Source organism: Limnospira indica PCC 8005 (assembly GCF_000973065.1).
GTDB lineage: Bacteria > Cyanobacteriota > Cyanobacteriia > Cyanobacteriales > Microcoleaceae > Limnospira > Limnospira fusiformis.
In genome coordinates, this window is the sequence record NZ_FO818640.1 from 4,311,114 (window position 1) to 4,332,258 (window position 21,145).

Annotated in this window: 14 protein-coding genes; 3 read left to right on the top strand and 11 right to left on the bottom strand. The window is 44.3% G+C overall.

The genetic code is table 11. From position 1 onward, the window contains the following. Positions 1 to 27 precede the first annotated feature (27 nt). From XZ46_RS18785 to treS, 3 genes are all read left to right on the top strand, one after another. Complete coding sequence (locus XZ46_RS18785) at positions 28 to 765, top strand: AsmA family protein (protein ID WP_006624276.1); 738 nt, start codon at positions 28 to 30, stop codon at positions 763 to 765. 72 nt (positions 766 to 837) lie between these two features. Beyond that, a complete protein-coding gene (locus XZ46_RS18790) occupies positions 838 to 2,169 on the top strand; it encodes a dihydroorotase (RefSeq protein ID WP_006624275.1) in 1,332 nt (443 codons plus the stop codon). Between the two features lie 43 nt (positions 2,170 to 2,212). Continuing rightward, positions 2,213 to 5,533 carry a maltose alpha-D-glucosyltransferase gene (treS, locus tag XZ46_RS18795; RefSeq protein WP_008052613.1) on the top strand — a complete coding sequence of 1,107 codons (3,321 nt, stop codon included), beginning with the start codon at positions 2,213 to 2,215 and terminating at the stop codon, positions 5,531 to 5,533. An 86-nt stretch (positions 5,534 to 5,619) separates the two neighbouring features. Here the strand turns inward: treS and XZ46_RS18800 are convergent, their stop codons facing one another. From XZ46_RS18800 to XZ46_RS18850, 11 genes are all read right to left on the bottom strand, one after another. After that, complete coding sequence (locus XZ46_RS18800; protein WP_006624273.1) at positions 5,620 to 6,327, bottom strand: MgtC/SapB family protein; 708 nt, start codon at positions 6,325 to 6,327, stop codon at positions 5,620 to 5,622. A 164-nt stretch (positions 6,328 to 6,491) separates the two neighbouring features. Further along, the gene (locus XZ46_RS18805; RefSeq protein WP_006624272.1) at positions 6,492 to 7,103 is read right to left on the bottom strand and encodes a DUF7219 family protein; all 612 of its coding nucleotides are present in this window, start codon (positions 7,101 to 7,103) and stop codon (positions 6,492 to 6,494) included. Positions 7,104 to 7,182: 79 nt separating this feature from the next. Next, positions 7,183 to 8,553, bottom strand: a complete 1,371-nt coding sequence (gene mgtE, locus XZ46_RS18810) for a magnesium transporter (RefSeq protein ID WP_008052614.1) — start codon at positions 8,551 to 8,553, stop codon at positions 7,183 to 7,185. A gap of 606 nt (positions 8,554 to 9,159) precedes the next feature. After that, on the bottom strand, positions 9,160 to 9,504 hold the full coding sequence (locus XZ46_RS18815; RefSeq protein WP_006624269.1) for a hypothetical protein: 345 nt from the start codon (positions 9,502 to 9,504) through the stop codon (positions 9,160 to 9,162). 1,161 nt (positions 9,505 to 10,665) lie between these two features. After that, positions 10,666 to 12,291, bottom strand: coding sequence for a glutamine-hydrolyzing GMP synthase (gene guaA / locus XZ46_RS18820; protein WP_008052617.1), 1,626 nt, complete (start codon positions 12,289 to 12,291; stop codon positions 10,666 to 10,668). Positions 12,292 to 12,402: 111 nt separating this feature from the next. Next, positions 12,403 to 13,527, bottom strand: coding sequence for a cobalt-precorrin-5B (C(1))-methyltransferase CbiD (cbiD, locus tag XZ46_RS18825; protein ID WP_006624264.1), 1,125 nt, complete (start codon positions 13,525 to 13,527; stop codon positions 12,403 to 12,405). Positions 13,528 to 13,577: 50 nt separating this feature from the next. Then, positions 13,578 to 14,468, bottom strand: coding sequence for a fumarylacetoacetate hydrolase family protein (locus XZ46_RS18830; protein ID WP_048895172.1), 891 nt, complete (start codon positions 14,466 to 14,468; stop codon positions 13,578 to 13,580). Between the two features lie 214 nt (positions 14,469 to 14,682). Then, entirely contained in the window at positions 14,683 to 16,320 is a 1,638-nt protein-coding gene (locus XZ46_RS18835; protein WP_008052622.1) for an acetolactate synthase large subunit, read from the bottom strand. A 162-nt stretch (positions 16,321 to 16,482) separates the two neighbouring features. Beyond that, positions 16,483 to 17,850: an NAD-dependent succinate-semialdehyde dehydrogenase gene (locus tag XZ46_RS18840; protein WP_006624260.1), complete on the bottom strand. Its 1,368-nt coding sequence runs from the start codon at positions 17,848 to 17,850 to the stop codon at positions 16,483 to 16,485. 273 nt (positions 17,851 to 18,123) lie between these two features. Then, a complete protein-coding gene (gene rpoD, locus XZ46_RS18845) occupies positions 18,124 to 19,287 on the bottom strand; it encodes an RNA polymerase sigma factor RpoD (RefSeq protein WP_006668411.1) in 1,164 nt (387 codons plus the stop codon). A 966-nt stretch (positions 19,288 to 20,253) separates the two neighbouring features. Further along, the gene (locus XZ46_RS18850) at positions 20,254 to 21,138 is read right to left on the bottom strand and encodes an ABC transporter permease (protein WP_006668410.1); all 885 of its coding nucleotides are present in this window, start codon (positions 21,136 to 21,138) and stop codon (positions 20,254 to 20,256) included. Positions 21,139 to 21,145: the final 7 nt, after the last annotated feature.

The window sequence follows — 21,145 nt, forward strand, 5'->3', positions numbered from 1 at the left end:
ATCACGGGCTAAATCTGGAGTGAAACCATGACTAAAAAACGGAAAAATTGGTTAACTATTGCTGGGATTGTGGGCGGGGTGCTGATTGTCCTAGCTGCGATCGCCAATGTGACTTTATCAAGGGTAGATAGCCAATTGCAAAACTACCTAGAAAATACAGTGAGTTCTACCCTAGGAGTACCGACCGAAATTCAATCTTTGAGTTTGGATAAATTGCGGGGTGATTTGCGGATTAATAATCTGACCATCAACAATCCTGATAATTTTAGCACTCCCCATGTTCTCAAGATTCATCAGGTGGATATTGATGTGACTCCGAGAAGCCTGTTAACTGATGTGGTGGAAATCAATAATTTCGCGATTAACTATATTGATGTCAACATCGAACAGAGACTACTAAACAACAATATCCTGGCAATTATCAATAATCTGAAATCCACCCAACCTTCGGAACCGCAGACACGGACTGAAACCACAGAGGAAACCTCGAAAACTAAGCTAAAAATTAACTTTGATGTTATCGATGTTCAGAATACTAAAGTTAATGTGACTTTAGCACCTTTGGGATTTGCCAGTTCTCTCGATTTTCAACTCCCTAACCTGCGTCTAACTAATGTGTCATCAGAGGACTTTGAAGAAATTTTGACCAGCGACTTGATTCGGCAAGTTGTACAAGATATATTCGAGAGTATTATTAGAGATGGTGGGGAAAAAATCCCGGAGATTTTACAAGAAGCGATCGCCCCGGAAACTAATCCGAGCTAAATGATGATAACTTGTAGCCAGTTGATGGTAAAATGGTAGTGGTTATCTAAACTACACGGTCACAAATCAGTCATGTCTACTACCCAAATCATCTATATCCGTGGCGCGAATATTCTGCTACCGGATGGCAATTTCAGCTTAGGAGATGTTAAACTGGGGGGGGGTAAAATTCTGGAAATTAGTTCAGAACTTCCCGCCGCCGGAGAGTCAGAAATGGACCTAAATGCAGAGGGGTTAACTCTGTTACCGGGAGTAATTGACCCCCAGGTTCATTTTCGGGAACCGGGACTAGAATATAAAGAAGATTTATCAACAGCCAGTCGCGCCTGCGCTAAAGGTGGCGTTACGTCGTTTTTGGAGATGCCGAATACTCGCCCTTTAACTAGCACAAAGGAAGCGTTGGCGGATAAACTAGAAAGGGCTGCCCAAAAGTGTTTGGTAAATTATGGCTTTTTTATGGGGGCGACTCCTGAGAATTTACCGGATTTATTAGAGGCTAACCCGAGTCCTGGGATTAAAATTTTTATGGGGTCAATGCACGGACCTTTATTGGTCGATCACGAAGAAATTTTAGAACCGATTTTTGCTAAAGGCGATCGCCTAATTGCGGTACACGCGGAAAACCAGGACCGGATTAATCGTCGGCGCGAGGAATTTGCGGGACAAACAGATCCAGCCATTCACTCCCAGATCCAGGATGAACAAGCCGCCCTAGAAGCCACCCAACTGGCTCTGAAGCTGTCTAAAAAGTATCAACGAAGATTGCACATTTTGCATCTATCTACAGGTATAGAAGCCGAATTGCTGCGACAGGATAAACCCGCCTGGGTAACAGCAGAAGTTACCCCCCAACATTTGGTGCTAAATATCACCGATTATGGTAAAATTGGCACCAAAGCTCAAATGAATCCGCCTTTGCGATCGCCTGAAAATAATGAAGTTCTCTGGCGAGCGTTGTTGGATGGAGTCATCGACTTTATTGCTACAGATCACGCCCCCCACACCCTAGAAGAAAAAGCCAAACCATATCCCAATAGCCCTTCAGGAATGCCGGGAGTTGAGACATCCTTACCAGTGATGCTAACTCAGGCGATCGCCGTCGGACGTTGTAGTGTTGCCCAGGTATCTAACTGGATGTCAACAGCCGTAGCAAAAGGTTATAATATCCCGAATAAAGGAGCGATCGCCCCTGGTTATGATGCTGACTTAGTGTTAGTTGATTTAAACAATTATCGCCCAGTTTTAGCCTCAGAATTGCAAACCAAGTGTGGCTGGAGTCCCTTTGAGGGTTGGCAGCTAACCGGGTGGCCAGTGGTTACTATTGTCGGAGGTCAAGTAGTGTATGACCATGGCAAACTTAACTTAGAAGTAAGAGGGAAAGCCTTGACATTTGACCATCATTAAACCCCTAAACATCAGCAAATATTGACGAACAGAAATTCAACCTATGGCACAATCAAAACTCAATAATGATCCGCTTTGGTTCAAAGATGCGATTATTTACGAAGTGCCAGTCCGCGCCTATTGTGATAGTAATGGCGATGGTATTGGCGACTTTGCTGGACTCACGGAAAAATTAGATTATCTGGAAGAACTCGGCATCACTGCCATCTGGATTTTACCATTTTTCCCCTCTCCCTTGCGAGATGATGGTTATGATATTTCCGATTACCGAGATGTTAATTATATCTATGGTAATTTAGATGATTTTAAAACCTTTCTGGATGCCGCCCATGAAAGGGGAATTAGGGTAATCATCGAGTTAGTAGTTAACCACACTTCCGACCAGCACCCGTGGTTTCAGCGGGCGAGGAGACTCCCCAAAGGCAGTAAAGAACGGGAATTTTATGTATGGAGTGATACCCCCGACAAATACCCAGAAGTTAGGATTATTTTCCAGGATTTTGAGACCTCTAATTGGGCGTGGGACCCGGTAGCAAAAGCCTATTATTGGCATCGTTTTTACTCCCATCAACCGGACTTAAATTATGAGAGTCCCGAATTGCAGCAAGCCGTGTTAGAACTCGCGGATTTTTGGTTAGGAATGGGAGTAGATGGGATGCGCTTAGATGCAGTCCCCTATCTGTGTGTGAGGGAAGGAACCAACTGCGAAAACCTGCCAGAAACCCATGCCTTTTTGAAAAGATTACGGGCTTATATTGATAGCAAATATGAGGATCGGATGCTATTAGCGGAAGCCAATCAATGGCCGGAAGATGCCGCCGCTTACTATGGGGAAGGTGATGAATGTCAGATGAATTTTCACTTCCCGTTAATGCCTCGTTTGTTTATGGCATTACGAATGGAAGATAGTTTCCCCATTGTGGATATTCTCAACCAAACTCCCTCTATTCCTAATAATTGTCAGTGGGCATTATTTCTGCGTAACCATGACGAGTTAACCTTAGAAATGGTGACAGACGAGGACCGAGATTATATGTATCGGGTCTATGCAGAAGATACCCAAGCGCGACTAAATTTAGGCATTCGTCGCCGTCTCGCGCCACTACTGGGGAACGATCGCCGCCAAATTGAACTAATGAATAGTCTGCTGCTTTCCTTACCAGGAACTCCTGTGCTGTACTATGGTGATGAAATTGGTATGGGGGATAATATATATATAGGCGATCGCAATGGAGTTCGCACCCCCATGCAGTGGAGTCCTGACCGTAACGCTGGCTTTAGTCGTGCCAACCCTCAGAAACTGTATCAACCAGTTATTTTAGACTCTGAATATCACTACGAAGCCATCAACGTGGAAGCGCAAAGCGCTAATCCTAATTCCCTGCTGTCATGGATGAAACGTTTAATTGCGATGCGGAAACGTTTTCAAGCCTTTGGACGTGGAACTTTTGAACTGTTACATCCCGAAAACAGGAAAGTATTAGCATTTGTCCGCACCTACTCTGGGGAACATATTTTAGTAGTGGCAAACCTGTCGCGATTTGTGCAGAGTGTAGAATTAGATTTAACCCCATTCCAGGGAATGGTTCCCGTGGAAATTTTCGGGCGAAATCAGTTCCCCAAAATTGGTGAATCTAGCTATTTTCTGAGTATCGCACCCTATGGATTTTACTGGTTTATGCTTCAGTTTGATCCAGCCACCAGCCTGCTACCACGTCCCCGCCACCAACTGCCAGCTTTAGAAGTGGCTAAAAGTTGGCATCAAATATTTTCTCAGTCGGATACCCGCGAACGTTTAGAGTCTTTATTCCCGGAATATCTGCATCGATCCTCGTGGTTTATTAGTAAATCTAGGGTTATGCAGTCGGTGACAATTGCTGATTTTATTCCGATTCCTTTTCCGAAACAGGAAGCAGCTATTGTCATGCTAAATGTAGACTATACGGAAGGGTTTGCCGAAACCTATGTAGTGCTGTTATCTTGTGCTATTGGTGAACAATCAAAAGAAGTTAGTGCTAACTTTCCTAGTGCGGTACTGGCTTCAGTAAAAATCGATGATCAGGAGGGAATTTTATTTGAAGCAAGTGCTGATCAAGACTTCTTAACTCTCCCCTTAGATATGATTCGGAACCGCCAACAGTATAAGGGTAAACATGGCACTTTAACGGCCACGACTACGGAGGCGCTGGCGGGGGTAGATATGAGTCAAGAGAAACTCAACCCTCAGCTAATGGGAAAAACGGATAAAAATGCCTTAGTTGTTTATGGCGATCGCCTAATTTTCAAATTCTTCCGCCGAGTCGAACCGGGTATTAATCCCGAATTAGAAATTCGCAGTTTTTTGGGACAGAAACAACAATTAGAACACATTGCGCCAGTAATGGGAGGGTTAAAATATCAACCCCGTCGCGGAGAGTCTACAACTTTAGGAGTTTTGCAGGTATATATTCCCGATGGTGTTAAGGCTTGGAATTATACTTTAGATAATCTCCGAGACTTTTTCGATCGCATAACTTTACCAACCACGGAAACTCCGGTGGAGGTTCCCTCAGAATCTCTGCTAACCTTAAAAAATGAGGAAATTCCCGAAGAAGTAGGGATGGTGATCGGATCATATCTGAGTAATATTCAACTACTAGGTCAACGCACAGCCGAGTTACATATTGCCTTATCCAGCGATACGGACGATCCGAATTTTACCCCAGAACCCTTTTCATCTTTGTATCAGCGATCGATTTATCAATATTCCCGAAACCTGACCGGACAGGTAATGCTGAAGCTGAGAAAAGGACTGGGTTCTATGAAACCGGAAACCCAGGAATTAGCCAAAAAAGTTCTGAGTAAACATGAGTATATTTTAGGGCGTTTTCAATCCCTACTCAACCTCAAAATTACCGGACTGCGAACCCGTTGTCATGGGGACTATTCCTTAGAAGAAATCCTCTATACAGGTAAGGATTTTTGGGTGATTGACTTTGAGGGAGAAACCTACCGCACTTTAAATGAAAGGCGAATGAAGCGATCGCCTTTGCGGGATGTCGCCGCCATGTTACAATCCCTCAATTATGGCACTCGTGTGGCTTTACTCAGCGAGGTAGAAAATGGCATGATTCGACCCGAAAACGTACCCGAAATGGAACAATGGGCGAAAATCTGGTATAATTGGGTAGGTGCTAAATTTTTGGGCAGTTATTTAGAAGTAGCTAAAGAGGATGGATTTTTACCCAAGACCAAGCAGGAATTACAGGTATTGCTGGACAGCTACCTCCTAGAGCGAATTATCCAAAGTTTAGACTTCCACTATAATCGCAATCAACAACTAATTGATATTCCCTTACAGCAACTCTTAGAGGTTGTGGTCTAAAGGTTTATCGAATCGATGGGGAGGCGGAGCATTGACAGTGTAACCCGCCTCTACCGGGTCATGAATAATTGATAATCAACCATTAATTATTCATCATAGTCTTGCTCAAGAATCCGCCAACTCACAGATTTAATCGAAGGATCTAAACTTAATCGGCTAATTATTTGCTCCAACAAATTATCATCACGATTCTGGGCTATCATTTCAGCTTCAACCTCAACCAAATGATTAAAGTCATCCAAATCTTGACTCCGCAAAGAACGCAGCTTAATTTTCTTCATTTGACCCAGAGCATCCAGTAACAAAATCCTGACATTAGCTTCCTCATTACCCCGACAAACCAGGGAACAGAGATAATTAAATTCCAATTCAGTCCCTTCTGTAGGTTGCTGGTTAATGCGAAGACTCAAGGGGCGCAAAACCGTGTTAGCAATCAAAACCGCACCGGCTCCCATAAATGCTTCGGAAAAAAAACCAGCCCCCGATAAAGTCCCAATTGCCGCAGCGCACCAAATAGTCGCCGCCGTATTCAACCCCTTAACCGTGAGGCCTTCTTTTAAAATTACACCCCCAGCCAGAAAACCAATTCCAGACACAACTTGAGCCGCAATGCGGGTAGGGCTACCCTCTCCGGGAGTCATCACGGAAAGAATAACAAACATAGACGCTCCCGTGGCTACCAATGTATTAGTCCGTAACCCAGCCATGCGCTGTCGCCACTGACGTTCAATTCCCAAAGCCGAGCCTAACAAAAATGCCACAGTCAGTCTCAGCAATGTTTCTGTCCACTCCATGTATCACCTTCCGATTGTGGTTCGATGGACTCTGTACACAGTTGAGTTAAACTATGCCAAGAACCTACTGACTGCTGATTTTAGGATATTTTCGGCAGCACTCACCGGAAAAATAAGTGATGGGGAGGGGTTCAACCTCCCCATATTGCCCTATTCGGGAGCGGTTATGATTCGGGTTGGGAGTCTTGCAACTCCTCCCACAACTGTTCCAGACGCTCCATTGCTTGTCCGGGTGAGATTTTACCACTGGTTTCTAAAGCACAGGCGATCGCCACTTGATTAGAAAAATCCTGAAAAACTTGGTTAAAACGCAGATGTTCTGAAGTCAGTTGTCCGCGATAGCGACAATGGGGAGATAACATTTGTTGCAAAACCAGCCGATCTTCGCTCCGATCATTGATAGCAGCAGTAGTTTTTTGTCCATATTCAGCCAAAATTTGATTCAAATAATAGTTATCCTGTGCCTCTAACTTCTGAATCAAATGCAAAATCAAGGGAAGATTAACTTGGGCAATTAATTGATGCCATGACCGCTGCCACCATGAATATTTGAGACTAGGTACTGATTCCCCTAACTGGTTCAATGTGCAAGCTGGAGATAAAATAGATTGCTCGGAGGAACTCGCCATTTTGCGTAAAGTCTCCCGACGGGATGCCGAAGATTCCCGTTTTGCCATAGCTTTGTAAATTTGTGCAATTTCCTGTTTCCGCAAACAAATTTGTTTGAGGGTAGAAATAACACTGGGGCGGGAAGTGATAGCTTGACTCATCATCATGTTCTTATCTCCTTAGTTGTTACAATCTTTTTGCCAGCTTAGGGTGATTCCGTGACTCAGATACTGGGTTTAATGGCAGTTAACTAACGCCAACCAGTAACCCCACTAGGGAAAAATAAATCCACAGACCGGAAAAGTCTTTAATTGTGGTGATAAATGGATCGGCACCAGGACCGTGATCAAAGCCTAGTCTTAGCATAATCATCGGTAACATTGCCCCTAAAATTGCTCCCAGAGTAATTACACAAGCTAGGGCAATTCCGACGGCTAAACCGAGTTGGGGGATATCGTTAGGTAATCCTTGCCAGAAGTAGGCGGCTACTCCCGCCACAGTGCCTAAAATCACCCCCATAATCAAGCCAATGCGAATTTCTCGGAATAGATAAGCAGTAAACTGGCTGGGGTGAATTTGACTCCAGGCTAAACCACGGGCGAAAATAGTGCTTGATTGAGTGCCGACATTTCCTCCCATATCCATGACTAGGGGAATAAATACGGCAGCCGCCACGATCGCCTCTAGGGTATCTTCAAACCTTTCGATCACACCACCGACTAAAAAACCGCCAATCAGGGTGACAATTAAGAAAATTATCCGCAGTCTAATGGCATATATGGAAGGACCACGCACCAGTTTTTCACTCCAGCCTTGATCGCGGGTTAATAAATTCCCGACTCCGGCTTGGCCTAAAATTGTCTCGGTGGCTTCTTCTTCCACTAAGTCAATCACATCATCAAAGGTGATATCTCCAATTAATCGCCCTTCGTTATCGACTACGGGAATGGCGGGAAGGTCGTTATTTTTCAGGAGTTGAGCTGCTGTTAAATCGCGATCGCTGGCGCGGACGGCAATGGTTTCTCCCTCGGCTAATTCACCAATAATTTGATGGGGGTCGAATCTAATCAGGTTAACGGTAGAAACAAATCCGCGATAATATCTTTCGGCATCAATAATAAACACAACCGCCAGTTGATTCGGGTCTAATTCCGATTGGCGGATAATGCTTAGGGCATCCGCAACGGTCATGTTACTGCGGACTGTAATAAACCGCAGATTCATAATTCTTCCCGCACTATTTTCGGGATATCCCAGTAGTAAGTTAACGGTTGCCCTGGCTTGGGGACTGAGTTTCCCTATCAGTCGCTTAGTCACTTTAGCCGGAAGTTCCTCAAATAGCTGCACACGATCATCAGGATCAAGTGCTTCCAGAAGCGTCATTACTTCGGGATTTTCCATATCTTGAATTAGATCGGCTTGTTCTTCCGGGCGTAAATATTCAAAAACAGCGATCGCTCGGTTTTTTTCTAGTAATCGAAACGCTATCACTCGCTTATGGGGTTCAATTTGCATCAGCAGTTGTACCAATTCCGAAGCTGGTAAACTATTCGCCTCTTTTTTCGCCGCTTCTAATGCAAAAGGTTGTAGTAAATCGTTCAAAACATTGCCACGCATTTTTCACCTCTACTCACGAAATACCGGATAATTGGCAGCATCAAACCATGTTTATTGCCTTAATTTTTTGAGGATATTTGCCAGCAAAAACCGACTCACAAAAGGTCATTTTGGGAGTGGCAAAAGTAGACCAAACACAGTTTCAGGCTGAATAAATCCTCAAAGATCCAACCTGTCAACCAGTCCACTGGCTGCACTATTTATTCAATAATCAAACATCCAAAAACAGCCTGGCTTTTTATTCCAATAACCAGAAAAAACCAACTCGAAATTGATTGAAATATTCAGTAATAGTCTAGGGGGTTTACCTCCTTCCTTCCCAGTCACTATGCCCAGCAGTGACCGGAGATGAACCCCCTAATCTCTAATAAAGCGATCGGGGCAAATTCATCAAACCAATCAACTGCCAGCCACACCTAGGGCCAGGGTCAGGGTCTTCTTTAGACGAATCGGACTCTTGATGTGTAGTTATAAAACCACTACTACCAGGAATCTCCATTGGTTTAGTTTCCTCAAAAAGTTAAAGCAAACTTGTGGCATCCAAGCTGGCATAAACCAGCCTTCTGCCATACACCTTAGCATTGTAAGCATACAATCTGGTTTTTGTCAATACCATTGACCGGAAAAAATACTTTTCACCCCCAGAGATATCCGATTAAGATCTTCTTGGAGTAGGGGAGGCCATTCGACACCCTGTTTAGACTTGAGAATCAATTGCTGATGGCTTTCCATGGCTAATTGATACAAAGCCAACACCAGGGGGCGATCGAAGTTATCGGTTTCTTTGAGGGAGTCATACACCAGTTTAATTGCTAACAAAATCGATGTCACTTGACCAGGAACCGGGGGCTTACCTTCTTTCAGACGAATTAAAAAGGCATCGGGGTTATTTTGTATTTCCAAAGCCATACCCTGGTCAATTAAGAAACTACGGGCAGTTTTATAGTCCATTTTTCATCAGTAACAATGAATAATTAACAATTAATAATTAACAATTAATAATTAACAATTAATAATTAACAATTAATAATTAACAATTAATAATTAACAATTAATAATGATTCGGGTGGGGGTGATGATTTACCGCTGTGGGGCGGGTTTACCAAAACCCCCGTGGGGTGATGATTTACCGCTGTGGGGCGGGTTTACCAAAACCCCCGTGGGAATGATGATTTACCGCTGTGGGGCGGGTTTACCAAAACCCCCGTGGGAATGATGATTTACCGCTGTGGGGCGGGTTTACCAAAACCCCCGTGGGAATGATGATTTACCGCTGTGGGGCGGGTTTACCAAAACCCCCGTGGGAATGATGATTTACAGCAGAACCCGCCCCTACAGGATGAACAACTAATAATAATTAATTATTAATTATTAATTATTAATTATTAATTATCCGGGTGGGAATGATGATTTACCGCTGTGGGGCGGGTTTACTAAAACCCCCGTGGGAATGATGATTTACAGCAGAACCCGCCCCTACAGGATGAACAACTAATAATTATTAATTATTGATTATTAATTATTAATTATTAATTATCCGGGTGGGAATGATGATTTACCGCTGTGGGGCGGGTTTACCAAAACCCCGGTGGGAATGATGATTTACAGCAGAACCCGCCCCTACAGGATGAACAACTAATAATTATTAATTATTAATTATTAATTATTAATTATTAATTATCCGGGTGGGAATGATGATTTACCGCTGTGGGGCGGGTTTACCAAAACCCCCGTGGGAATGATGATTTACAGCAGAACCCGCCCCTACAGGATGAACAACTAATAATAATTAATTATTAATTATTAATTATTAATTATTAATTATCCGGGTGGGGTGATGATTGACGGGAGTGGGGCGGGTTTACCAAAACCCCGGTGGGAATGATGATTTACAGCAGAACCCGCCCCTACAGGATGAACAACTAATAATAATTAATTATTAATTATTAATTATTAATTATTAATTATCCGGGTGGGGTGATGATTGACGGGAGTGGGGCGGGTTTACCAAAACCCCGGTGGGAATGATGATTTACAGCAGAACCCGCCCCTACAGGATGAACAACTAATAATTATTAATTATTAATTATTAATTATTAATTATTAATTATCCTACTCCCATTCGATGGTTCCTGGGGGTTTAGATGTGATATCGTAAACTACCCGATTGACCCCTCGCACTTCATTGACAATGCGGTTAGAAATAGTTTCGAGTAAATCGTAGGGAACCCGCGACCAGTCGGCGGTCATACCATCTTCACTAGAGACAAATCGCAACACGACGGGATAGGCGTAAGTACGCTGATCTCCCATAACTCCTACACTGCGGACGGGAAGCAATACGGCGAAGGCTTGCCAAAAATCATGATAAACGCCGGATTTGTGAATTTCATCACGGACGATAAAATCAGCATCACGGAGAATATTCAGTTTTTCGGCGGTAACTTCCCCCAGAATACGAATGGCTAAACCCGGACCGGGGAAGGGGTGGCGGCGGACGATTTCTTCGGGTAAACCTATCGATCGCCCAACTTTGCGAACTTCATCTTTAAACAGTTTACGGAGAGGTTCAACTAATTTGAACCGTAAGTCCTTGGGTAAACCGCCAACGTTGTGATGGCTTTTGATTTTCACGGCTACCCTTTCCCCAGTTTTCGGGTCAACATTGGTATCGGCTGACTCAATGACATCAGGATAAAGGGTTCCCTGGGCGAGATAGTCAAAGGGTCCCAAACGGGCTGATTCTTCTTCAAATACCTGGATAAATTCCGCCCCAATGCGTTTGCGTTTTTCTTCGGGGTCGGTCACTCCTTTGAGTTTTTCCAGAAAGCGATCGCGGGCGTTAACGTATTCAACAGAGATATGAAACCGATCATCAAATAATTTTACCAGTTTTTCGGGTTCATATTTCCGCATAAACCCCTGGTCAATAAACATACAGGTAAGTTGATCTCCGATCGCCTGATGGAGTAAAAATGCCAGAGTTGAGGAGTCCACGCCGCCAGAAAGGGCTAATAATACCCGTTTATCTCCTACTCTAGCCCGAATCTCGCGGATAGCTTCTTCGACAAAGGTTTCTGTCGTCCAGGTCGGTTCACAGTCGCATATATGATAAACGAAATTCCTGATTAAGGCTTGACCACCAATAGAGTGAACTACTTCGGGGTGAAACTGAACTCCATAGAGTTGGCGTTCATGGTGAGCGATCGCTGCACAGCGTGTATTCTCGGTATGGGCGAGAACCTCAAACCCTTCTGGTAGTCTGGTACAGGAGTCACCATGACTCATCCACATGGTAGACCCTTGCTCTACATTAGTGAGTAAATCGGTCGGATCATCAATAGTTAGGGAAGCCTTACCATATTCGGCTAGTTTAGCCCGTTCTACCTCGCCCCCCAGTTGTTGAACCATTAACTGCATTCCATAACATACACCCAACACCGGAACCCCCAGATTCCAAATTTCTGGGTCACAATGGGGGGCTTTTTCGTCATAGACCGAACTAGGTCCACCGGATAAGATAATCCCTTTTAAGTTCAGGTCGGCTAATTTTTGGGCGCTGGTGCGATAGGAAATGACTTCGGAATAGACTTCGGTTTCCCGAATGCGACGGGCGATCAGTTCGGAGTATTGGGAACCGAAATCTAAGATGACAACCATTTCCCGATTAACTGAGGTAACCGGTTCGGCTATTGGTGTCGGTCGAGTTTGCTCTGGGGCTGAGGTTTGCACAGTCATATTTAGTTCAGGGTTGTAGATGTTAATAGAGTCATGGGGCTAGTGGGTTCTGGTAGCACCGGGAGGAGTACAAACGCGAGAATTTTGCTGATAATTTGTTGAGAGACTATCTTAACCAGCATAACAAATTTGCTGCCAAATTGTATCACCGATCGCACTTTTGCAGATAATTTGACGTTGGCGATCAAATAACACTGACCCCACCTGGACATTTACTTCGGCGTGGGTGTGGATATAGGCGGCGGCGCGATGATCAATAGCCGAGGCGATCGAACCATATATGCGATCGACCCAATCCCCTTTTAGTTCCCGCAGGTACAATAAAGCATCTTCGGTGGTCGGAGAATGCAAAACCTTCTGTAGATCTGGGGTTGGTAATCCCATATCCGCACAGTGGGCGGTTAAAATTTCTAAGCGTCCGTCTGCGAGGTGGTGATGGGTGTGGAAAATACCCCCAGCCATTTTGATCAGCTTTCCGTGATATCCAAATAGTAAAATTGATTCAACTTCCACAAATCCTGCTGTTACTAGCATTGGTCCCAACCAGTTAGCCGTTTTGACAATTTGTTCGGGCTTAATACCTAAATGGGTGGCTAGGTCGAATCCATTTTCACCAATACAAAATACTAGGGTCTGAAAGTCGGTAGCTTTGGCTTCCAGGGTCTCCCGATACACTTCCAACTGTTCCGGGACGCTGAGGGGTTGGGATATACCTGTTGTCCCCAGCAATGATAGTCCTTGGATGACTCCAAAGGCTTCGTTAGATGTGCGTTTGGCTAGTTTTTTGCCTTCTGGTAAAATAATGGTAACTTGAATGCGATCGCCTAGTGATACCAGGGATTTCAGGTTACTTAAAATCAGGGATTTGGCATATTTATAAATCGCCGCCTGTTCCCCTTTTTCCTGGACTCCCACCCCTTCACCACCGACAATTTTAATGGGGGTTTCTAGGGAGTTAATATTACGGCCTATTATTTCTACTATTGCCCAAACTGGTGTATGGCGAGTAATATCTAAGTTATCTCCTGGGTCTGAACGAGTAATTCCTAAAGCGGCATGATCACTAATACGAGCCACCTGTTCGATCGCAATTTCCGCCGTTTCTGGTGGGTCAATTAAATCCACGTTCACCGTATTTTTATCATTAGGGGTCGGGTCTTGGAGATGCTCCAAAGCTGCGATCGCCGCCGCACAAGCAAAAACCGGGAGTGTATATCCAGAACGAGGTTTAGTCATAAGTCAAACCTAGATATGAGTAAATTATATATATCATCTTCTCCCATATTTTACCCTACCTTATTAATCAATTTACCTACCCCTGTCACTTCCACAACTACCTCATCTCCAGCAGTTAGGAAACGGGGGGGATTAAATCCCATACCTACCCCCGCCGGAGTACCTGTCGCAATAATATCTCCTGGTAATAGAGTCATTCCCGCCGACAGAGTAGATATAATTGCGGGGACATCAAAGATAACTTGATCAAACTTAGCTTGTTGTCTTTTTTCCCCATTCACCCAACAGCAAATCTCAATATTTGCCGGGGGTGGCATAATCGAACGATGCACCACTACCGGACCCATAGGCGCAAAACCATCTAGGCTTTTTCCCCGAAACCATTGGCGGTGATCTGATTGCAAATCCCTAGCCGATACATCATTTAAAGCCGTATAACCGAATACATAATCCCAGGCATTTTCCGGTAAAATATTACTGCCTTTTTTACCAATAATAATCGCCAATTCTGCCTCATAGTCTAATTTCGAGGTTAAATGGCTATAGCTAGGAATTATGTCACCGGTAGCGATCGCCGTAGTGGTAGCTTTAGTAAAAATAATCATTTGGGTGGGTAGTTTATCGTCCTGGTCAACTCTACCCAGCATTTCTTTAGCATGATCTAAATAGTTTTTACCCAAACAAAAAATATTGCGTTTAGGATGAGGAAAAGGCGCGAGAATTTGAGTATCTGTCAACGGCGCACAGGCAATTTTTGCCGCCATCGCTTTCTCGGTCAAATCCCCAACCGCCTGAAGGGCAGTTTCTCCAGCTTCTACTAATTCTAATAAAGTCTGAGTAGTTAAGGACTCATCCAAAATCTGACTAGCTTTAACTAAGTCCACAACAGTCTGAGCAACTAAAGTCCCCAATTGTCCATTTTTTAGGGTTACAAACTTCATACTTAGAATCTCACCCACTGCACATCCTACATGACCACAATTGTATCAGGCTATTGATAGCAATCCTGAATCAACCGACAAATAAGCCCTCGCCCCCAAGCCCTCTCCCAGAAAGGGAGTACCCAGCGACCAAAGGCGATCGCTGGGTCTGAGAAATGCAAATCTGAGAAAATCAGAAAGTCTCAGCGGGTTGGTGGTGAAATCAAATCAATAGTTAAATAGGACAGCACAAACCGCCAGCCCGTTGGCTAAAGCGGGCATTTTCCCGATAGTCTACGGGACAATCAATCACCACAGGAACTTCCGAAGCCAGTGCTTCTTTAAGAATAGGAACCAAATCAGTCGCCGCCTGAACCCGGTATCCTTTCAATCCCATACTTTCAGCAAACTTGACAAAATCAGGATTACCGAATTTAATAAACGAGGACGAGCCAAACTGGTCTTCTTGTTTCCATTCAATCAAACCATAGCCACCATCATTAAAAATCAGGGTGACAAAAGGTGTACCAACTCGCAGGGCGGTTTCTAATTCCTGACAGTTCATCATAAAACCGCCATCTCCAGTAACAGCCACTACTTTTAATTCAGGATTGACAAATTTAGCGGCGATCGCCCCGGGAATAGCAATTCCCATAGCCGCAAAACCATTGGAAATCAAACAAGTATTAGGGCGATCGCAGTGGTAATGTCTTGCCATCCACATTTTATGGGCCCCGACATCAGAAATCACGATATCTTCCGGTCCCATCACCTGCCGCAAATCATAGATAATTTTTTGAGGTTTAATGGGGAAACCATCATCATTAGCATAGCGTTCATAATCTTGGCGAATCTCTGAGCGCAGTTTTACCCCATAGGGGTCAGGTTTACCAGTGCGGTCAGACCGACGCAGAATCTCATGAAGAGAATCTGAAATATCCCCAACAATTTCGGCAATAGGAATATAACTGCTATCGATTTCCGCGGCATTAGCCCCCACATGAATAATCGGAATTGTGCCTTTAGGATTCCATTTTTTCGGGGAATATTCAATCAAATCATAGCCAATGGCAATCACCAAATCAGCTTTATCAAAAGCGCAACTAATGAAATCGCGCTGCTGAAGTCCTGTAGTCCACAGAGATAAAGGATGGGTATAAGGAATCGCCCCCTTACCCATAAAAGTATTAGCTACAGGAATATTTAGTTGGGTAGCAAATTCAGTCACCGCCTCACTAGCATTAGCTCTCAAAGCTCCATTACCTACTAGGATAAGGGGATTAACAGCTTTAGAGATAGCGCTGGCTGCTTCATTCATGCTTTGATAAGCACAATAAATTTTTTCGCGGCGATCGCGATTTAGCGGCTGCCCTTCCACAGCCATACTAGCAATATTTTCCGGTAAATCAATATGAACCGCACCGGGTTTTTCCGTTTGGGCTAATTTAAAAGCCTTACGGACAATTTCCGGGGTAATGCTAGGTCGGACAATTTGAGCATTCCACTTAGTTACAGGGGAAAACATTGCCACCAAATCCAGGTATTGATGGGATTCAATGTGCATTCTGTCTGTACCCACCTGACCCGTAATTGCCACCAAGGGAGCGCCATCAAGGTTAGCATCTGCGACCCCTGTCATTAGGTTAGTAGCACCAGGTCCCAAGGTAGATAAACAAACCCCTGCTTTTCCGGTCAAACGTCCGTAGACATCTGCCATAAATGCAGCACCTTGTTCATGGCGGGTGGTGATAAATTGGATAGAAGAATCTTTCAGGGATTCGAGAACTTCCATATTCTCTTCTCCCGGTAGTCCGAAGACATATTTCACCCCTTCATTTTCGAGGCATTTTACCAAAAGTTCGGCTGTATTCATTGGGCACTTTTTCAACTATACAAATAGATTAAAACAACCGGAGAATTATCGGCATAATTTCCGCAGTTTTTTTGGGTCAAATATAGGCGGAAAATATCCCAGCCAAAATGTCATATATCAACAATTAACCAGGTAATTTTTACCCCTTATTTGGAGTCGGAGTTATTTAATCCAGACCGTTTTCACATTGACAAACTCATGAATGCCTTGGATGCTTAACTCTCGTCCGTAGCCAGAGCGTTTAATGCCACCAAAGGGCAAGCGCGGATCGGATTTGACCAAACCGTTAATAAACACGGCTCCGGCTTCTAGTTCTAAAGTTAAACGATCCTGTTCGGCAGTGTCTGTAGTCCATGCACTTGCACCCAGACCAAAAGATGTGCTATTCGCTAATGCGATCGCCTCATCTAGGCTTTTCACCCTAAATAAGAGCGCCACAGGTCCAAAAAATTCCTCCTGATCAGCAGGTGTTCCGGGGGGGATGGAAGCTAAAATAGTAGGCGCATAGAAGTTTCCCGGACGCTCAGAGAGTCGATGACCGCCAGTGAGCGCGATCGCTCCTGCTGCTAGGCAAGTTTGCACTTGTTCGTCAATATCCTTGAGAATTCCCGGCGTAGCCAGGGGACCTACTTCTGTATCTGGGAGCATTGGGTCTCCCACTTTCAACGCCTTAAATTTGGCGACCAGTTTTTTTTCAAATTCTCCGGCGATGCGATCGGCAAGAATAAACCGCTTGGCCGCAATACAAGACTGACCGTTATTCAGCATTCTAGCTGTCACCGCCGTTTGTACTGCTGCTTCTAGATCGGCACTTTCTAGCACAATAAATGGATCGCTGCCTCCTAATTCTAGCACTGTTTTTTTGAGATTTTTACCAGCTTCCGAAGCTAAACTAGCTCCAGCCGGTTCACTTCCTGTCAGGGTGGCCGCTTTAACGCGCGGGTCAGCCACAATTTGAGCTACTTTGTCTGCTCCCACTAGGAGGGTTTGGAAAACTCCAGGGGGAAACCCAGCCGCTTTGAAGATTTCGGCAATAGCTAAAGCACATTGAGGCACGTTAGAGGCGTGTTTGAGCAACCCCACATTTCCCGCCATTAAAGCCGGAGCCGCAAAGCGGAACACCTGCCAAAATGGGAAATTCCAAGGCATGACCGCTAAAATGGCTCCTAGGGGTTGATAGCGCACGAAACTCCGAGTCGCATCACTGGCAGCCGGAACATCAGCCAGAAACTGAGGCGCGTTTTCCCCATAAAACCGACAAACCAAGGCGCTTTTTTTCGCTTCGGCGATCGCATCTTTGATAGGTTTTCCCATCTCCAATGTCATGATTTGAGCAAATCTCTGTGCATCTCGCTCCAAAATCTCCGCCGCTCGGTTCATCCATTCAGCTTTTTTGTCAAAAGGCAGATAGCGGTAACGGGTAAAGGCTTGCTCTGCTGATTCCAGACAGGCTTCTATCTCCGAGTCAGTCAGGGATTCAAAGGTTTTGACCACTTCTCCCGTGGCTGGGTTGATGGTGGCGATTCCCATAACAAATTGATGTTTTTCATAAAATTAAATGTTTACATCTAATCATCCTACCTCTGAAAAACCATCTATTATCAATTAATTTCCCCTTCAGCCAACTGTTTACACAAATCTATAACTTTATTTAAATAACTTAAAATTTATGAGAAAACATCCGGCTCTAATTCCCGACAAATTTAATTTTTCTTCATCTTACTTACAAAACTAAAAGAACACCCAGAAAGCTGTTCTCTGGGTGATATAAGACCAAATTATGGTTCAGGCTGTAGGTATCCCCTAGCGAATATACTCTTTGAGAATACTATTGCGGTTGGGGTGACGTAACTTTCGTAAAGCCTTAGCTTCTATCTGGCGAATGCGCTCCCGAGTCACGTTGAATATCTGCCCTATTTCTTCTAGGGTTTTCATCCGTCCGTCATCGAGTCCATAGCGTAGTCGCAAAACATCTCGTTCCCTGGGGCTGAGAGTATCTAATACACTTTCGAGGTCTTCCCGTAGCAAATTCTTAGAAACCTGATCTTCTGGGGTTTCTCCATCAGACTCAATAAAGTCTCCCAAGCGAGAATCTTCTTCTTTACCAATGGGAGTTTCCAGAGAAATAGGTAGTTGAGCAGATTTCGCAATAAATCTTAACTTTTCGATGGTCATTTCCATCCGGGTAGCGATTTCTTCCTCCGTCGGTTTACGACCCATTTCCTGAGATAGGAGTTTAGTAGTCTTTTTGATCCGAGAGATAGTTTCATACAGGTGAACTGGAAGTCTTATCGTCCGAGACTGATCAGCGATCGCCCGAGTAATAGCCTGACGAATCCACCAAGTCGCATAGGTACTGAACTTATAGCCTTTCTCGTGATCGAATTTTTCCGCCGCCCGGATTAACCCTAGGCTTCCCTCTTGAATTAAGTCTTGAAACGACAAACCCCGATTCATGTACTTTTTAGCAATGGAAACCACCAACCTCAAGTTAGACTGAACCATTTTATCCTTAGCTCGTCTGCCCAGAAATAGGCGACGGCGGAATTCTGGTAGCCTCATATCAACCGCATTTGCCCATTCCTTTTCGTTAGGTTCGCGATGATAATGCTCTATTAGCTTTTCGCGTATTCGTTCCAACTCCAGCAAATCGGCAATTTTACGAGCCAGTTCAATTTCCTCATCGGCTCGCAGTAAGCGAATCCGACCAATTTCCTGAAGATACAGTCGAATCGAATCTTCTGTATAGTGCTTTTTTTTTGTCTGGGCACGTCGCCGAGATTTCCCGGCACTCCCAGCCTTAGCTAGTTCTGTTTCAGATTGAGACTCCTCTAATTCTTGTTGGAGAGATTCTCCATGTTCAAACAAATTTTCAACTAAATCTGGATCAGATTTCGGGTCAGATAATTCAATTGTTTCCATTTCAGGCTCAATGGTGGTTGCGAGTCCGTCTTTTATTTGGATCATGCCGCGTTCCTCATGCTCCTCAATTCAAGAATCCATCACGAGAGACAGAATATATCTGTCTTATGACAGTTTAGCCAATTACCCACTGGGTCTGACTGTAACATCGGCTTGATCATCATAAACTATTGATGATTTAATTCCGACACAGCCAATCAGCTAGGGGTGACAAAAGTTGTTCAAACCATATAGATAAAATATCTCAGGTTTCATTGACCAGGGTCGGCCCTGACCGGGTGAACTACAACAGCCAACTCAGTCCCATTAGCAACAGCATTGGAGACCAAGGGAGTTTGACTACTACTGCCATCGATTCATTCTGGCTTACCCTACCCCTAGCGTGTCAAGGAACACAATAAGTATGGTAGGTACAATTCATTAAGTTATTTATGAATCGCTTTCCCAATCTATGTTAGCCCAGATCACGAACTATGGGGGTTAGGTTAATTGAGCAATCCTATTTTAATTTTCATCCCAAACCTCGCGGAGAAACTTCGAGGAGTTTAATTCAGAATTGAAATACATATCTGGTCAGCACCATCTCGGTGATTCCATAGCTGGCGCTACTTCAGGTCTCAATCCCTTGGTCTGTCCTCAATAGAGAATTTTCAAGACTGGGTATTCTCAAACCGGCCAACTGGGTTGTCGAATACAGGATATCCTCAGTTTTCCCGCTTTCACAGGACTAATGCCAACTTGCATCATATAGAGGCTAAGTTGCTGGGTTTGGTCAGTAGCCAAGGGATCTGCTCAAAAAACTGAAACCAGATGAATCGGAGAACTCCAGTTCAATAAAGACTTCCACGGTAAACGTGATCATTGAGTTCTCAGATTGCGTCAGCCTTTTCTGTTAAGGTAGCTCAAATTTGAAAAAATGGAATCCCATAAAATGTTAAATCACATTAAGTTTTTGCTGTCATCTCTTAATATTTGGTGGTCAATTGTTGATTTATTCATCATTTTCTGGGTTTAACTTTGATTTCGGGTCTTAGGATTTATCCACTCACTAATTCCCTCTCCTAACAAAGATAGCCCCACTACCATGATGGTAAGGGCTAATCCGGGAAACAATGTACTCCACCAAATCCCGGTGGGAAGGGCTTCTAAGGCTAGGCGTAAATCATGGCCCCATTCAGGAGTTTCTGGTGGTAGCCCTAAGCCTAAAAATCCTAATCCTCCTAAAATCAGGATCGCATCGGCTGCATTCAGAGTTAACAAAACCGGGACACTCTGAATTACATTTAAGAACAGGTAGCGAGAAAGCACTGTCCAAGTATCAGCCCCCATGGCTTGGGCGGCTTCGACAAATAATTCGGTTTTGACGCTGGTGGTATGGTTACGAACTACCCGATAATACTGGGGGATATAGGCAATACTAAGGGCTAAGGCTGCATTAAACACCCCACGACCAACGACAAAGGCTAAGGTAATGGATAGCAGCAGTCCCGGTAAGGTGTAGATGGTATCCATCAAAAACAACAAGCAACGATCTATTTTCCCGCCCTGATAGCCACTCAGAAGCCCCAGAGGAACGCCGATACATAAACTTAATACTGTTGCTAACAGTACCACCTTCCAGGCTGCTTGAGTGCCGAATAGGGTACGAGAAAAGATATCATACCCCTGGCGATTGGTTCCAAACCAGTGCTTGAGTCCGGGGGGTTGATGAATGGGGTTGGCGAGAAATTCGGTGGGACTCTGTATCCATCCCCAACTTTCTAATACTGGGGAGAAAATAGCGATCGCCACAAAAACAGTTGTGATCACAAAACCAATTGTCATCATCCAACTGGAAACACTAGGGGAACCCGCGCGGGTCCAAAATCGAGCCAATCGAGATTTAGTGGAAGTCATTGTTCAG

Bases quoted from the DNA above. Each gene is read 5' to 3' on its own strand.
- rpoD (WP_006668411.1), bottom strand. From the start codon at position 19,287: ATGATCCAAATAAAAGACGGACTCGCAACCACCATTGAGCCTGAAATG.
- XZ46_RS18830 (WP_048895172.1), bottom strand. From the start codon at position 14,468: ATGAAGTTTGTAACCCTAAAAAATGGACAATTGGGGACTTTAGTTGCT.
- cbiD (WP_006624264.1), bottom strand. From the start codon at position 13,527: ATGACTAAACCTCGTTCTGGATATACACTCCCGGTTTTTGCTTGTGCG.
- mgtE (WP_008052614.1), bottom strand. From the start codon at position 8,553: ATGCGTGGCAATGTTTTGAACGATTTACTACAACCTTTTGCATTAGAA.
- XZ46_RS18815 (WP_006624269.1), bottom strand. From the start codon at position 9,504: ATGGACTATAAAACTGCCCGTAGTTTCTTAATTGACCAGGGTATGGCT.
- treS (WP_008052613.1), top strand. From the start codon at position 2,213: ATGGCACAATCAAAACTCAATAATGATCCGCTTTGGTTCAAAGATGCG.
- XZ46_RS18790 (WP_006624275.1), top strand. From the start codon at position 838: ATGTCTACTACCCAAATCATCTATATCCGTGGCGCGAATATTCTGCTA.
- XZ46_RS18850 (WP_006668410.1), bottom strand. From the start codon at position 21,138: ATGACTTCCACTAAATCTCGATTGGCTCGATTTTGGACCCGCGCGGGT.
- guaA (WP_008052617.1), bottom strand. From the start codon at position 12,291: ATGACTGTGCAAACCTCAGCCCCAGAGCAAACTCGACCGACACCAATA.
- XZ46_RS18785 (WP_006624276.1), top strand. From the start codon at position 28: ATGACTAAAAAACGGAAAAATTGGTTAACTATTGCTGGGATTGTGGGC.
- XZ46_RS18835 (WP_008052622.1), bottom strand. From the start codon at position 16,320: ATGAATACAGCCGAACTTTTGGTAAAATGCCTCGAAAATGAAGGGGTG.
- XZ46_RS18800 (WP_006624273.1), bottom strand. From the start codon at position 6,327: ATGGAGTGGACAGAAACATTGCTGAGACTGACTGTGGCATTTTTGTTA.
- XZ46_RS18805 (WP_006624272.1), bottom strand. From the start codon at position 7,103: ATGATGATGAGTCAAGCTATCACTTCCCGCCCCAGTGTTATTTCTACC.
- XZ46_RS18840 (WP_006624260.1), bottom strand. From the start codon at position 17,850: ATGGGAATCGCCACCATCAACCCAGCCACGGGAGAAGTGGTCAAAACC.